General features: G+C 68.2%; 13 protein-coding genes. 4 read left to right on the forward strand and 9 right to left on the reverse strand.

The genetic code is table 11. The annotated features are described in order from the left end of the window. Positions 1–83 precede the first annotated feature (83 nt). The 3 genes from Q7V45_RS10745 to Q7V45_RS10755 are packed head-to-tail and all read right to left on the reverse strand — an operon-like array spanning position 84 to position 5,563. On the reverse strand, positions 84–3,740 hold the full coding sequence (locus Q7V45_RS10745; RefSeq protein WP_304851381.1) for a chromosome segregation SMC family protein: 3,657 nt from the start codon (positions 3,738–3,740) through the stop codon (positions 84–86). A gap of 34 nt (positions 3,741–3,774) precedes the next feature. Next, on the reverse strand, positions 3,775–4,431 hold the full coding sequence (locus tag Q7V45_RS10750; protein ID WP_304851384.1) for a DsbA family protein: 657 nt from the start codon (positions 4,429–4,431) through the stop codon (positions 3,775–3,777). Between the two features lie 55 nt (positions 4,432–4,486). Then, positions 4,487–5,563, reverse strand: a complete 1,077-nt coding sequence (locus Q7V45_RS10755; protein WP_304851387.1) for a DciA family protein — start codon at positions 5,561–5,563, stop codon at positions 4,487–4,489. A 52-nt stretch (positions 5,564–5,615) separates the two neighbouring features. Here Q7V45_RS10755 and mutY point away from each other — a divergent pair, with 52 nt between their 5' ends. Continuing rightward, on the forward strand, positions 5,616–6,695 hold the full coding sequence (mutY, locus tag Q7V45_RS10760; RefSeq protein ID WP_304851390.1) for an A/G-specific adenine glycosylase: 1,080 nt from the start codon (positions 5,616–5,618) through the stop codon (positions 6,693–6,695). Positions 6,696–6,782: 87 nt separating this feature from the next. On the opposite strand, the gene Q7V45_RS10765 is transcribed toward mutY, so the two are convergent. After that, positions 6,783–7,844 carry a site-specific DNA-methyltransferase gene (locus tag Q7V45_RS10765; RefSeq protein WP_370692589.1) on the reverse strand — a complete coding sequence of 354 codons (1,062 nt, stop codon included), beginning with the start codon at positions 7,842–7,844 and terminating at the stop codon, positions 6,783–6,785. A 176-nt stretch (positions 7,845–8,020) separates the two neighbouring features. Between Q7V45_RS10765 and Q7V45_RS10770 the strand changes: the two genes are divergently transcribed. Beyond that, positions 8,021–9,679, forward strand: coding sequence for a GMC family oxidoreductase (locus Q7V45_RS10770; RefSeq protein ID WP_304851397.1), 1,659 nt, complete (start codon positions 8,021–8,023; stop codon positions 9,677–9,679). 22 nt (positions 9,680–9,701) lie between these two features. On the opposite strand, the gene Q7V45_RS10775 is transcribed toward Q7V45_RS10770, so the two are convergent. The 5 genes from Q7V45_RS10775 to Q7V45_RS10795 form a co-directional block, all read right to left on the reverse strand. Continuing rightward, complete coding sequence (locus tag Q7V45_RS10775; RefSeq protein ID WP_304851401.1) at positions 9,702–10,106, reverse strand: hypothetical protein; 405 nt, start codon at positions 10,104–10,106, stop codon at positions 9,702–9,704. A 99-nt stretch (positions 10,107–10,205) separates the two neighbouring features. After that, positions 10,206–10,559 carry a hypothetical protein gene (locus tag Q7V45_RS10780; protein WP_304851404.1) on the reverse strand — a complete coding sequence of 118 codons (354 nt, stop codon included), beginning with the start codon at positions 10,557–10,559 and terminating at the stop codon, positions 10,206–10,208. Positions 10,560–10,691: 132 nt separating this feature from the next. After that, positions 10,692–11,318 carry a glutathione S-transferase family protein gene (locus Q7V45_RS10785; RefSeq protein ID WP_304851407.1) on the reverse strand — a complete coding sequence of 209 codons (627 nt, stop codon included), beginning with the start codon at positions 11,316–11,318 and terminating at the stop codon, positions 10,692–10,694. 17 nt (positions 11,319–11,335) lie between these two features. Next, positions 11,336–11,731, reverse strand: coding sequence for a VOC family protein (locus tag Q7V45_RS10790; RefSeq protein WP_304851410.1), 396 nt, complete (start codon positions 11,729–11,731; stop codon positions 11,336–11,338). 4 nt (positions 11,732–11,735) lie between these two features. Beyond that, positions 11,736–12,344 carry a ribonuclease HII gene (locus Q7V45_RS10795; protein WP_304851413.1) on the reverse strand — a complete coding sequence of 203 codons (609 nt, stop codon included), beginning with the start codon at positions 12,342–12,344 and terminating at the stop codon, positions 11,736–11,738. Positions 12,345–12,374: 30 nt separating this feature from the next. On the opposite strand from Q7V45_RS10795, the gene Q7V45_RS10800 reads away from it, so the two are divergent. Further along, positions 12,375–12,917 carry a nucleotidyltransferase family protein gene (locus tag Q7V45_RS10800; protein WP_304851415.1) on the forward strand — a complete coding sequence of 181 codons (543 nt, stop codon included), beginning with the start codon at positions 12,375–12,377 and terminating at the stop codon, positions 12,915–12,917. Positions 12,918–12,929: 12 nt separating this feature from the next. Next, complete coding sequence (locus Q7V45_RS10805) at positions 12,930–13,844, forward strand: AEC family transporter (protein WP_304851418.1); 915 nt, start codon at positions 12,930–12,932, stop codon at positions 13,842–13,844. Positions 13,845–13,985: the final 141 nt, after the last annotated feature.

Genomic DNA, 13,985 nt, shown 5'->3' on the forward strand with positions numbered 1-13,985 from the left:
AAGGGCGCCGTCAGGCCAGCCGGCGCCCAGTTTTTTGAGAGGAAGATAGTCTTGCTTGTTTAGGCTGACGCCGTCGTAAGGGCCTAGGCCACCATGCGGTCGGCCTCCTGGAGGTTGACGGAGACGAGCTGGGAGACCCCCCGCTCGGCCATGGTCACGCCGTAGAGGCGATCCATGCGCGCCATCGTGACGCGATGATGGGTGATGATCAGGAAGCGCGTGTCGGTGCGGCCGGCGATGTCCTTCACCAGGCCGCAGAACCGCTCCACGTTCAGGTCGTCCAGCGGCGCGTCCACCTCGTCCAGCACGCAGATCGGCGCCGGGTTCGTCATGAACACTGCAAACAGCAGCGACAACGCCGTCAGCGCCTGCTCGCCGCCCGACAGCAGGGACATGACCTGCAGCTTCTTGCCCGGCGGACTGGCATGGATCTCGAGGCCGGCCTCGAGAGGATCCTCCGACTCGGTGAGCCGCAACTCGGCCTTGCCGCCGCCGAACAGCTTGGTGAAGAGCTGCTGGAAGTGGCCGCTGACCTGCTCGAAGGCGACGAGGAAACGCTCGCGGCCCTCGCGGTTCAGACTCTGGATGCCCTGGCGCAGGCGGCCGATGGCGGCGACGAGGTCGTCACGCTCGCTCGTCATGGCGGTGATCTGCTGCTCGAGTTCGTTGGCCTCTTCCTCGGCCCGCAGGTTCACGGCGCCCATCGTCTCGCGCTCGTGCACCAGCCGCTCGAGCTTGTGCTCGGCCTTCTCGAGATCCGGCAGCTCGTCGAGCGACTGCACCTCGGCCAACGCCATCACGCCGTCGGGCTCGCAGCGCAGGCGCTCGGCAATGCGCTCGACCACCGACTCGCGATCCTTCGTGGCCTGCTCGACCTGACCTTCGCGGCGGACGCGGGTCTCTCGCGCCTGGCCCATTTCGGTCTCGGCCTGGCGCAGCGCCTTGTCGGCCTCGGCCAGACGAGTCTCGCCGATCGCCAGGCGGTCGGCCGCTTCCTGGCGGTTGGCCTCGGCCTTGTCGATCTCCTCGCCGAGCACGAACCGCTTCTCCTCGATCTCCGCCGGCTTGGCCGCCAGTTCGGCAATCGCGGCCGCGGTCTGCTCGCGCCGTGCGTCGAGTTCGACGATCTGGCCGTCCGCCTCGCGCAGTCGCTTGCTCCAGCCTTCGTGGTCCTGTGCGATCTGCGCCAGCCGCTCGACCCGCATCTTCGACTCGCGTGCGAGACGGTCGCACTGGCCCTCGGCCTCGACGAGCGCCGCCCGCAGCTCGGCGATGCGCACGCGCAGCGCACCGGCCTCGGCACGATCGGCCTGGGTGTCGGCGATAGACGACAGGCGCGCCTCGCGGAAGGTGCGCCGCATCTCGACCTCGGCGATGTCGCCCTGCACTTCGGCGACCACCGTCGCGATGCCGGCGAGACGCGTGCGCAGCTGGTCGGTGCGACGGGCAATCTCGACGTGACGGTCGCGGGCCTGCGTGGCCAGGCGCTCGGCGGTGCCGATGGCCGACTGGGCGGCGCGCTCGGCGGCCCGCGTGGCCTCGCCGGCCTCCTGCGTCTTGCGACGTGCGGCCTCGGCCACGCTGCGCTCGTAGGCGCGCGCCTGGTCGACGCAGGTCTTCTCGGCATCACGGGCCGCGGCGAGCCACGTCTTCTCGGCATCGACGCGCGCCTGCTCGACCGTCTGCTCGGCGACGATGCCGTCGATCTGAAAGCGAATCTCGGCCAGGCGGTTGCGCTGGCTCAGCCGCACGGCAGCGGTCGACGGCGCACCGGCCCGCATCGTGTAGCCGTCCCAGCGCCAGACCGCGCCCTCGCGGGTGACCAGCTGCTGGCCGGGCTTGAGGGCGGCCTGCAGCGCCGCGCCGGTCTCGTCGTTGGCCACGATGCCGATGAAGGACAGACGACGGGCCAATTCCGGCAGGGCGCCGACATGCGCGCCGAGCGGCGTCGCGCCTTCGGGAAGGGCCGGCGTCTCGGCCAGCGCCTCGAGCGGCAGCCAGTGCACCGGCGCGCCGCGATCCGACGAAGCCTCGAGCTCGTCGCCGAAGGCCGCGCCCAAGGCCTTCTCGAAGCCCGGCTCGACGGAGAGGGCGTCGAGCAGCGGCGGCCACAGCGAATTGGCCGCGGACTTCAACGCAGCGGCGACGCCCGCTTCCTCGGCGCGCAGCTTGGTCAGACGCGCATTGGTCTTCTGCAGGGCCTCGACGGCGGTGGCATGGCTGGCTTCCGCTGCCTCGCGTTCGGCCGAACGGGCCTTTTCCATCTCGAGCCGTTCCGCTTCGGCCCTGGCGACCGCCTGACGCGCGGCATCCGACTCGTAGCGCTCGGCCTCGCGGGCGGCTTCGATCGCCTCCTGGCCGCTGAACCGCGCTTCTTCCAGCGCGGCCCGGGCGGCTTCGAGTTCGGCCTCGACTTCCGGCAGCGCCGGCAGGTTGGACAGTTCGGTCTCGAGCTGCCGTTGCTGTGCCGAGACTTCATCACGGCGCGACGACAGGCGGCGCAGACGATCCTGAAGTTCCGCGATCTCGCGCGAAACGCTCTGACGCAGGGCTTCGTCGTCAGCGATCTGGCGGGTCAGGCGGTCGAACTCGACCTCGGCCACGCTGGTCTCGCTGCGCGCGGTGTCGCGCGCTTCCTCGGCGGCGGCAGCACGATCCTCTTCGCCGAAACGCTCCTCTTCGAGACGTTCGCGCTGGGCGCCAAGGTCGGAAATGGCGGCGGCGGCGTCGTTCTTGCGGCCCTGCTCGCGCGCCAGATCCTGCTCGGTCTGCTGGAGGCGCCTCTCGGCTTCGGATTGCGCGGCGGCGACCCGCTCGGCCTCCGCGGTCAGCGCATCGTGCGCCACGCGCAGGCGCTGCAATCCGGCAGCGGCGGCGGCTTCGTCGTTGCGCAACGGCGGCAGCGCCGTCGCGGCTTCGGCCTGCGCGGTGGTGGCGAGGCCGACCAGACGCGTCAGGTCGGCGACCTGCGCCTCGGCTTCCTTCAGCCGCTCGGCGGATACGGCCAGATCGCGCTCGGCATTGGCGAGCTTCAGCGCCAGCACGGCGGCTTCGGCGCGACGGATATGGTCGGAGAGGTTGCGATAGCGGCTGGCCTGACGGGCCTGGCGCTTCAGGCCCTTGTGCTGCTCCTCGAGGGCCACCAGCACGTCCTGGACGCGGGCGAGGTTCTGCTCGGCGGCGCGCAGGCGCAGCTCGGCCTCGTGACGGCGGGCGTAAAGACCGGTAATGCCGGCCGCCTCGTCGATCACCGAACGGCGATCGGCCGGCTTGGCGTTGATGAGCGCGCCGATGCGGCCCTGGCTGACGAGCGCCGTGGAGCGCGACCCCGTGGCCGCGTCGGCGAACAGCGTCTGCACGTCACGGGCGCGAATCTCGCGACCGTTCACCGAATAAGCCGAGCCGTGACCGCGCTCGATGCGACGCACGACGTCGAGCTGGTCCGTATCGTTCACCGCGGCGGGCGCGGTGCGCGTCCTGTTGTCCAGCGACAGCATGACCTCGGCGATGTTGCGCGCCGGCCGCTGGCCGGAGCCGGCGAAGATGACATCCTCCATCTCGGAGCCGCGCATCTGCTTGGCGGAGGTCTCGCCCATCACCCACTTCAGCGCTTCGACGAGGTTCGACTTGCCACAGCCATTCGGTCCCACGATTCCGGTCATGCCGGACTCGATCACGAGTTCCGTCGGGTCGACGAAAGACTTGAAACCGGAGAGCCGGAGCTTGTCGAACTGGACCATTACACCACGCCTGTCTGGTTACTTGCCCGAATGCCTACTTGGCGAGCTTGGAGAACACGCCGTCGAGTTCCTCGACGGAGCGCGACCCGCGATAGAGCTGGCCGTTGATGAACAGCGTCGGCGTCGAGGTGACGCCCATCGCCTCGCCAGCCTTGTAGTCGTTGATCACCGCGTTGCTCATCGCATCGTTGGCGAGGCACGCCTTGATCTCGTTCTCGCCCATGCCGGCGATCCGCAGCGGCTTGGCGAGCTCAGCCAGCGGATCGGCCGCCGCCGCCCACTGCGGCTGGCCGCGGAAGATGATGTCGACCACGCCGAAATACTTGTCGTTGCCGGCGCACTCGGCGATCTGCGCCGCCTTGGCGGCGACCTGGTCCAGCGGGAAGTCGCGATAGACCAGCTTGACCTTGCCGGTATCGATCCACTTCTTCTTGATCTCGGGCAGGACCTGCGTATGGAAGTGCGCACAGTGCGAGCAGGTAAGTGATGCATACTCGATCACGGTGATCGGCGCTTTGGGGTCGCCCAGCACATGGTCGCCGGGCTGAACACTCTCCAGGGCGGCCTTGTTGGGCGCCGAAACGGCCGCGACCGGCGCGGGCGACGAGGGCGCACGGGTGCCGAAATAGACGCCGGCCGCAATCGCAGCCACCGCCACGACCCCGCCGGCGACGATCAAGATATTCCGCATTTTGTTCAACCCTCTCCACTACATCTTGGGAATTACGCCTGTGGGGAGTCAAACGTTAACGGCCCACCTGTCGTAAAATTGCTGCGATGGCGTCCATTCCGCCCGGATTGCCGTACCCCTGCTCGTTGATGAAGACGGTCGGGGTTGAATTGACGCCCAGCGCCTGACCGGATTGCACGTCGGCGATGACTTTGTCCAAAAGCCGGTCGTTGGCGACGCAGGCCTGCGCCGCGGCCTCGGTCACCCCCTGCCCCGCCAGCACCGTCATCAGTTCCGCCGCCGGGTCGGGCGCGGTCATCCACTGGACCTGCGTGCGGAACAGCGTGTCGACGGCGGCGAAGAACCCGTCCGGACCGGCGCACTCCGCCAGCAGGCTGGCGCGCGTGGCGAGGGCATCCGATGGAAAGTGGCGATGCACCAGCTTCAGCTTGCCGGTGTCGATCCAGTCCCGCTTCAGGGCGGGCATGACCGCGTTGTTGAAGGTGGCGCAGTGCGGACAGGTGAACGAGGCGTAGTCGATCAGCACATTGGGGGCGTCGGGACGGCCCAGCACGTGATCGTCGGGCAACGGATCGAGGAACCTGGCCGCTGCTTTCGGCTGTGCATGCAGCTCGTCCCCGAGACAGAGCGCGCCCAGGCTGCCGAGCAGGAAGCCGCGGCGCCCGCTGGCGATGCGGGCCCCCAGCCGGGTCAAAGCCGCGCGCAGATCGGGATCCTCGACGGCCGCCGTGCGGCTGGCCACTGCCTGCTCGACCACGGGATCGGGACGCGGCGTCCGGCGTGCCGGGGGTGGCCCCGGGATGATGCCCTGCACGATCCGCACGTCGTCGATCACCCTGTGCCCGAAATAGGCATTTACCCGTTCCACGATCTGGCTGCTCCTGTGCTGGACCTCGAGGGCGGCGGCGCCGGACACCTTCAGCCGCAAGGCTTTGCCGGCCCGCGCGCCGCGCCCGGCCAGCAGCGCATCGGGCCGCGTCGTGCGCGCCAGTTCCGGCCCGACGACCGCCGGCCAGTCGGCCTTCAGTCGAACGAGGGCAGCGCCGCGGCCCCCTTTTGCCCCATCGCGGGCGATGCCCGACGTGAGCTTCTGGGCCAGCCCGCCGATCGCACGGAAGCCGTTTTCGCGCATGGACCCTTTCAAACTCCGCTCCGTATGGTAGGCCACGCCCCTTCGACTGACCATGACACACGCCGACCGACTGCTCGCCTGGTATGATCGACATCGTCGCACCCTCCCCTGGCGCGCAGCCCCGGGAGAACGCACGGCGCCTTACCGTGTCTGGCTGTCGGAGATCATGCTGCAGCAGACCACGGTCGCCACGGTGGGTGAGTATTTCCGCCGCTTCGTCGAGCGCTGGCCCACCGTCGAGGCCCTGGCCGCCGCGCCGCTCGACGAGGTGCTCTCGGCGTGGGCGGGCCTCGGCTACTATGCCCGCGCCCGCAACCTGCATGCCTGCGCCCAGGCCGTCGCCAACCACCATGGCGGCCGCTTTCCCGAGGACGAGGCCGGCCTGCGCGCCCTGCCCGGCGTCGGCCCCTATACGGCCGCGGCCATCCAGGCCATCGCCTTCGATCGTCCGGCCTCGGCGGTCGATGGCAACGTGGAGCGGGTGATCGCCCGCCTCTACGCCATCGAGACTCCGTTGCCCGACGCCAAGCCCGACATCCAGGTCCGCGCCGCGCGGTTGGTGCCGCAGCAGCGCGCCGGCGATTATGCCCAGGCGATGATGGATCTCGGCGCCACCGTCTGCATCCCGCGCACCCCGCGCTGCGTCATCTGCCCGCTGATGCAGGGCTGCAAGGGCCGCCGGCAGGGCATCGCCGAAGAGCTGCCGCGCCGCGCACCCAAGGCCGGGAAGCCGACGCGCCGCGGCCTCGCCTTCGTGCTTTTGCGCAAGGACGGCGCGGTGCTGCTACGCAAGCGGCCGGCAAAAGGGCTTCTGGGCGGCATGGACGAGGTACCGTCGAGCGCCTGGCGCGAGGGCCCGTTCGTGGAAGCCACGGCGCTCGCCGAAGCCCCGGTGCCGGCGCGCTGGGTGGTAATGGACGGCCTGGTGCGTCACACCTTCACGCACTTCCACCTGGAACTCACCATTGCCCGCGCCATGGCGACGACAGGCCGGCTGGCGGCGCTGGCGCCGGGCACGAGCTGGTCCGCGCTCGACCGGCTGGACGAACGCGCTTTGCCCACGGTCATGCGCAAGGTCATCGAGCACGCGGTGAAGGCGCAGGAACCCAGTCAACGGTACCAGGGTACCTAATTCAGGGGTGCGGTTCTCGCTTCGACTGATTCGTTTATTTCGTTTGTTTCGTTTATTTACCAAGGCTTGGCCTGATTCACCGGCCTGTTAGAGCCCGGCGCGGACCTGCTGGCGGAGGTGGTCGATGGGGCGTCGCGCTCCCGCGACGTCGATATGCCAGAAGGTCCAGCCGTTGCAGGCCGGCGCGCCCTGCACCGCCGCCCCCACCTTGTGGATCGAGCCACGATGGTCGCCCAGAGCATTGGAGGCGGACAGTGAGCCGTCGGCGCGAACGCGTGCGTGCAACTGGCCACTGGGATCGCTCAGCACGGCGCCAGGCTGAAGCAGGCCGGCCTCGATCAGCACGCCGAACGGAATCCGCGGCTCGGCCCGCTTGCTGGGCTTGGGCGTCACGTCCTCAGGCGCCAGCGGCGTGATCTCGGCGATGCGCTTGCGCGCGATCGCAGCATAGTCGGGATCGCGCTCGAGGCCGATGAAGCGGCGGCCGAGGCGGCGCGCGACCGCGCCGGTCGTGCCGGTGCCGAAGAACGGATCGAGGATGACGTCGCCCGGATTGGACGCCGACATGATGCAGCGGAACAGGAGCGCCTCCGGCTTCTGCGTCGGATGGGCCTTCTTGCCGTCCTCGCCCTTCAGCCGTTCGCCGCCGGTGCAGAGCGGCAGCAGCCAGTCGGAGCGCATCTGGACGCCCTCGTTCAGCTCCTTCATCGAATCGTAGTTGAAGGTGTACTTCTTGTTGGCGCGATCGCGCGCCGCCCAGATCAGCGTTTCGTGGGCGTTGGTGAAGCGCTTGCCGCGGAAGTTCGGCATCGGGTTCGATTTGCGCCAGACGATGTCGTTCAGCAGCCAGAAGCCCTGGTCCTGCAGCGCCGTGCCGATGCGGAAGATGTTGTGGTAGCTGCCGATCACCCACAGCGTCCCGCCGGGCTTCAGCGCCCGCCGCGCCGCCTTCAGCCAGGCGTTGGTGAACTGGTCGTAAAGCGCGAAACTTGCCCCGACCGAAGCGGAGGGGTCTCCGAACTTGTCCCAGTCGTCATCGACCGCGTCGACCTTGCTGTGGTCGGGCCGCAGCAGCTCGCCGCCCAGCTGGAGATTATAGGGAGGGTCGGCAAAGACCATGTCGACGGAAGCTTCGGGCAGGGTCTGCATCAATTCGATACAGTCGCCAACGAGCACGCGATCAATTTTATCCACAGGCATCCGGGGAAGATGAGTCCACAGGCACTTCCGGTCAAGAATCTAATTGAATCAATTGCTTAGACACTAGATCGAGTCGCAAAACTCACACCAGACCACTATAACTGGGGACGCGACGGGCGGGCAGCATGAGCGGGACACCATCGTTCGGGGACACTGACGGCAGGGGCGGGCTGAAGCGCCGCGAGGCGATTGGCGCCGCGGTGGCGGGCGGGATTGCGCTTTCCGGTCTTTCGTCGCCCGCGAAGGCGGCCAGCGGCGTGCGCACGCTGACGTCGCCCGAGCAGCTCCGTGGGGCTTACGACCATGTCATCGTGGGCGCGGGATCGGCGGGCTGCGTTCTCGCGCACCGGCTCGGGCAGGCCGGGCGGCGGGTACTCCTGATCGAGGCCGGTGTGCGCGCAGACCTGTCGGCCGTCGTGAACCCTCCGGCCTGGCCCAGCCTCCAGGAGAGCGCGCTGGACTGGCGTTACGAGACGACGCCGCAACCGGGGTTGGGCGGCCGCACGATCACCTGCCCGCGGGGCAAGGTGGTGGGCGGATCGAGCATCATCAATGCGCTGGCCTACCAGCGCGGTCACCCGGCGGCCTACGACCGCTGGCCGGCAGGCTGGCGTCACGCCGACCTCCTGCCCTACTTCAGGCGCGCCGAGACCTTCTCGGGTGGCGCCAATGCCTGGCGGGGCGGTGCCGGCCCCCTGCATGTCCTGTCGCTGGCCGACGTCACGGATCGCACGCCGGTCGCAGAGGCCTTCATGGCCGCGGCGCAGCAGTCGGGCTTCCCGGTGACGCCCGACCTCGGCGGCGAATTAACGACCGGCGTGGGCTGGAACCAACTCAGCATCAGGGGCCACCGCCGCGACGACGCGGCGACGGCTTATCTCGACAGTCTGGAGAGCGGTCCCGCTGACGCACCGGTCGACCTGCTCGTCGACACGCAGGTGCTCGGCCTCGAGATCGAGAGCGGGCGGTGCCTCGGTGTGCGTCTGGCCGGAAGAGTCGTGCGGCCCGCGGGCGACGTGCTGCTCTGCGCCGGGGCGATCGATTCACCACGCCTGCTGATGCTGTCGGGCATTGGCCCGGCCGACGAACTGCGCGCGCTGGGTATCGCAAGCGCCGCCGATCTGCCCGACGTCGGCCGCCATCTGGAAGATCATCTGCTGCTCGCGGGCGTGGCCTACCAGGCGCGGCGCCCGGTCCCGGCCTCCCACTACAATCACGCGGATTCCCTCCTCTACGTGCCGCACGCGACGCCAGGCGAGAGCCCCGACATTCTCGTCATGTGCCTGTCGGTACCGTTCGTGCGGCCGACCGTCGGCCCCCTGGCCGCGCCGGCCTATGTCCTGGTGCCCTGCCACCTGCGGCCGCGCAGCCGCGGCACCGTCAGCCTCGCCTCCAGCGATCCACGGGCGCCGGCAATCATCGACCCGAATTATCTGGGCGAAGCCGACGATCTCGCGGTGCTGGCGAAGGGCGTCGAGATCGCGCGCGAGATCGGCGCGGCAAAGGCATTCGACGACTGGCGGGCGAAGGAGGTCTATCCCGGACCGGACTGGACAAGCGAAGCGGCCCGCCACGACTTCATCCGCCGGGCCACGGATTCGTTCCATCATCCCACCGGCACCTGCCGCCTCGGCGAGGTGGTTGACGAGGCTTTGCGCGTGAAGGGCGTCGCGGGGTTGCGCGTCATCGACGCCTCGGTCCTGCCCGGCCTCCCGGCGGCGATGATCAACGCCGCCGTGACGGCAGTTGCCGAAAAAGCGAGCGACCTCGTGCTCGCCGGATAGAAAGCGTCGGTGTCCCGTCGTGTCAGGCGCGGTTGCGCCGGAACAGCAGCGCGACGATGACCCCGCCCAGCACCGAGGCGAGGACCATGAGCGCGAAGAAGCCCACGGCGCCCCAGATCGCGTAGGTCATGGCCTTGTGGCCGGCTTCATCGACCCTCCGATCGACGAGCGCCCGCAGTTCGCCGACCTGCGCGGCCATATCGTCCCGCAGCGCCTTGAGTTCAGGGCCCATCGCCCGCGCACGCTCCGCAGCGGACTCCTTGCCTTTCTCGATCGCGTCTCGCGCCGACGGCGGCGTCTGGACCTGCGCCTGCTGGGCGACGTTCACACCCGCATCGAAGGCCTCTCGATCCACCGGCCTTGCCGATGCGGCACCAGCCGCCATGAGGCCGAGAAGCAGAATCAGTGACGGAACAAGTCTGGACATCGCGCAACCTCATCGAGTTGGCCCCTGCATGAACACGGGCCGGGCAAACTTTCATTCAACGACGGGCCGCGCGCAACGGACCAATTGTTATGTTCTCGTTCACTTCCGCTCGTAGATGATCGAACCCTTGATGGCCGACTTTTCGTGGAGGACTGCCGGATCACCCGCGACGCCATCAATAATAATGATCGAGCCGCAACACGTCTCTGCCCTGTCGCCCGGGACGGGCGCGCCCTGGCGAGTGGTATTCAGCGGAACGCCAGACGGGGGGACCGCCGGCGCGGGCGTGATGACAGGCGCTCGCGGCGCCGCGACGGGAGCCTGCGGGGCGGGGGCGATGCGAGGCTGAGGCGCCATGGGCGCTCCCGTCGAGCCTTGCGACAGGGCCGGCAGTGCCCCGAGGAGAATGCTTGCCGCGGCCAGCGTCGACAGTTTCAGACTGATGAACCGCATCGGCAACTCCAGTCCGCCAGACATGATCAAGATCCATGTCGCCCTGTGGAGCGGCGGTGGGGCGATTATAAGTTTCCCCGCGCTCATTGCAATCACCCCAGGAATCTTGCAGCGCTGCAAGGAAGGGAGCCCTCAGGCGGTTTCCTCGGCGACCGCCTTCCTCACCGCCAGCCGTTCCAACATGCGCTTGCGGTGATCGACCACGCGCGGGAGGCGCGCGAGGTCGACGCCGTCCTTCTCCAGCCACTGCGCGAGCGTGAACAGATAGGCGTCGCAGACCGTGTAGTGCTCGCCCATCACCCACGGCCCCTTCAGCATCCCGTGCTCGATCAGCTCGAAGCCGGCGCCGACCGATTCCGGCACCTTGCGCTGCATCGCGGCGATCGCCGCCTTGTCGTCGGCATCGACCCAGCGATGGCCGCGCATGCGGTGGGCATGCGCCACGTGCACGTGCGAGCAGAGATAGGAATTGAACGACTGGATCTCGGCGAAGAAGAAGGGATCGTCCATCGGCGCGAGCCGCGCCTGCGGGAAGCTCTGCGCGACATAGACCAGCATCGCCGGCGTTTCGGTGAGGATGCCCCTGTCTGTCACCAGCGCCGGCACGCGGCCCTTGGGATTGACCTTCAGATATTCGGCCGACTTCTGCTGCTCCGCCCCGAAGTCGATGCGCACCGTCGAATAGTCGGCGCCGACCTCCTCCAGCACGATGTGGGTGGCGAGCGAGCAGGTACTGGCGGTGTAATAAAGCTTGAGCACTTGTGTTTCTCCTGCCGTCAGACTTCGGCGTAGATTTCGATGACGTTGCCGTCTGGGTCGCGAAAGAAGATCGCGCGATGACCCCAGGAGGGAATCTCGCGCGGCGGACCCATCAACTCGACGCCCTTGGCCGCGAGCTCGGTTTGGCATTCGTCGATCTCGGGCGGCGAGACGCGAAAGGCGATCTGGACCGACGCAGACCCCGTCGGACCGCCCGGCCCGTCCTGGAAGACGCCCTCGAGAGTGCGCGGCCGCAGGCAGAGGAGACCCGAACCGACATGGAAGCTCACCCATCGCGGCGTCTCGCGCTCCAGGCGGAACTGCATCACGTCGAGATAGAACTGCCTCGCGCGTGCCAGGTCCTCACAGAGCAGCACCACGTAGTCGAGGTTGCGGATCGATCCAATGCCCATGGTGTCAGACCAGCCGCGTGACGGGCGCGAAGCTGCGCCGGTGGTGCGGGGTCGGACCGAGCAGCGACAGCGCCTCGAGATGTTGCTGGCTGCCGTAGCCGCGATTGGTCTCCCACCCGTAGCCCGGATAGGTCAAGGCGAGCGCATGCATGTAACGGTCGCGCGTCACCTTGGCGAAGATCGAGGCGGCGGCGATCGAGTAGGAATGCGCATCGCCGCCGACGATGGTCTCGGCGCGGCAGCCCAGTTGCGGCGGCACGCGGTTGCCATCGACCAGCACGACTTCGGGCTGCTCGGCCAGCGCCTGCACGGCGCGACGCATGGCGAGATATGTCGCCTGCAGGATGTTGATCCTGTCGATCTCCTCGACGCTCGCCTCGGCCACCGCGAACTGCACGACGCCCGAGGCGATCATGGCCTCGTAGGCCTCCTCGCGCTGTTCCAAGGTCAGCTTCTTGGAATCGTCGATCATGCGCAGGAGCTTGCGCGCGGCCCGTGTCCTGTCGATGACGGCCGCCGCCGCATAGACCGGTCCGGCCAGCGGCCCGCGTCCGGCCTCGTCGATGCCGGCAACACGCCCCTCGCAACGCAGTTCGAATCGAAAGCTTGGCATTATCCCCATCGAGGCCGGCTAGACTGAGCCATGTCCCTCATCGCCCGCATCATCGCAGAAGACGCCCTCGCGATGGAACAGCTACGTGCGGTGCGCGAACTCGCTCTGCCGGACTGGTGCATTGCCGCGGGATTCGTGCGCAATCGAGTCTGGGACCATCTGCACGGCATCGTGCCGGCGCGGCTGCCTGTGGATATCGACGTCCTCTATTTCGACGCGGGAGATGTTTCGCGCGAGAGCGAGGCGGCGTTCGAGCGCCGGCTCGAAGCGCTGCTGCCTGGCCTGCCATGGCAGGTGCGCAACCAGGCGCGCATGCATGTCTGGAAGGACCTGCCGCCGCACCTGAACACCGCCGACTCGATGATCTACTGGCTGGAAACGGTGACCGGCGTCGGCGTACGCCTCGAGGCCGACGACACGCTCACCGTGATCGCGCCGCTCGGGACCGACGATCTCCTGAACCTGCGCTGCCGTCCCACGCCCTACGGCCGCACCCGCCGCCATGAATACGACGCCCGGGTCGAGGCCAAGCGCTGGCGCGACCTGTGGCCCGGGGTCGCGTTCCTCGACTAGACTCCGGCCCCGATGATCGCTGCTTTCCTGCCTCTCGCCGCCATCGCCCTGCTGGGCGCCCTGCTCCGCCACTTCATTCCCGGCATGGAGCAGACGCGCCAGTCGATGAACAGACTGGTGCTCTACGTCTTCCTGCCGGCGCTGGTGTTCCGGACGGTCATGGACGGCACGATCAGCCGCCTGTTCCTCGAAATCCCCGCTTTGGCCGCCATCGGCACGCTCTCCTGCCTGGCCGTGGGCTTCCTGGTGTTCCACTTCCTGCCGATCCCTGGCCCGACCAAGGGCGCGATGATGCTGGGCGCGGCGTTCGGCAACGTCACCTATCTTGGCCTGCCGGTGCTGCTCGGCGTGTTTCCCGGTCAGGCCGACCAGGTTTCCGAAGTCTCGGTCCTGTTCGAGGTCACCAAGTCGTCGCTCAACCTGACGCTCGGCGCCATGATCGCCATCGCCTATGGCAGCCAGGAGCCGATCACCTTCCGCCGGACCGCGTTGGAAGCGCTCAAGCTGCCGCCGATCTGGGCGTTGGTGGTCGCCATCCTCTGGAAGGTTTCGGGCGTGCCCTGCCCGGCCATGGTCATGGATGCCGCCTCGATCCTCGCCGTGGCGGTCAGCGGCATCATGATGCTGTCGCTCGGCATGGCGCTGCGCTTCTCGGCCACCAGGCTGATGGCGCTGGCGCTGCCGGTCGCGGCCATCAAGCTGGCCTTCGCGCCGCTGGTCGTCTTCAGCGCCGTGGGCCCGCTCGGGCTGACCGGCGTCTACGCCAACGCCGCCATCCTGGAGGCGGCGATGCCGAGCCAGCTCCTGTCCTTCATCATCGCCGGCAAGTTCAAGCTCGACGAGGAAACGCTGGCCTTCGTCATCATGGTCGACACGGTGCTGGCCTTCGTGACCCTGCCGCTGGTGCGGATGCTGCTGCTGTCGTGAGCATTGCCCTCATCCTGAGAGTCTGACTCGAAATGAAAGCAGCTAAAACAAGAGGCTATGAACGGGCCCGATAACCTCACCCTGAGGAGCATCGCGCAGCGATGCGTCTCGAAGGGTGGGAACGAGCACCCCGTCCGTTGC

It is taken from the genome of Reyranella sp. (assembly GCF_030651995.1).
Taxonomy (GTDB): Bacteria; Pseudomonadota; Alphaproteobacteria; order Reyranellales; family Reyranellaceae; genus Reyranella.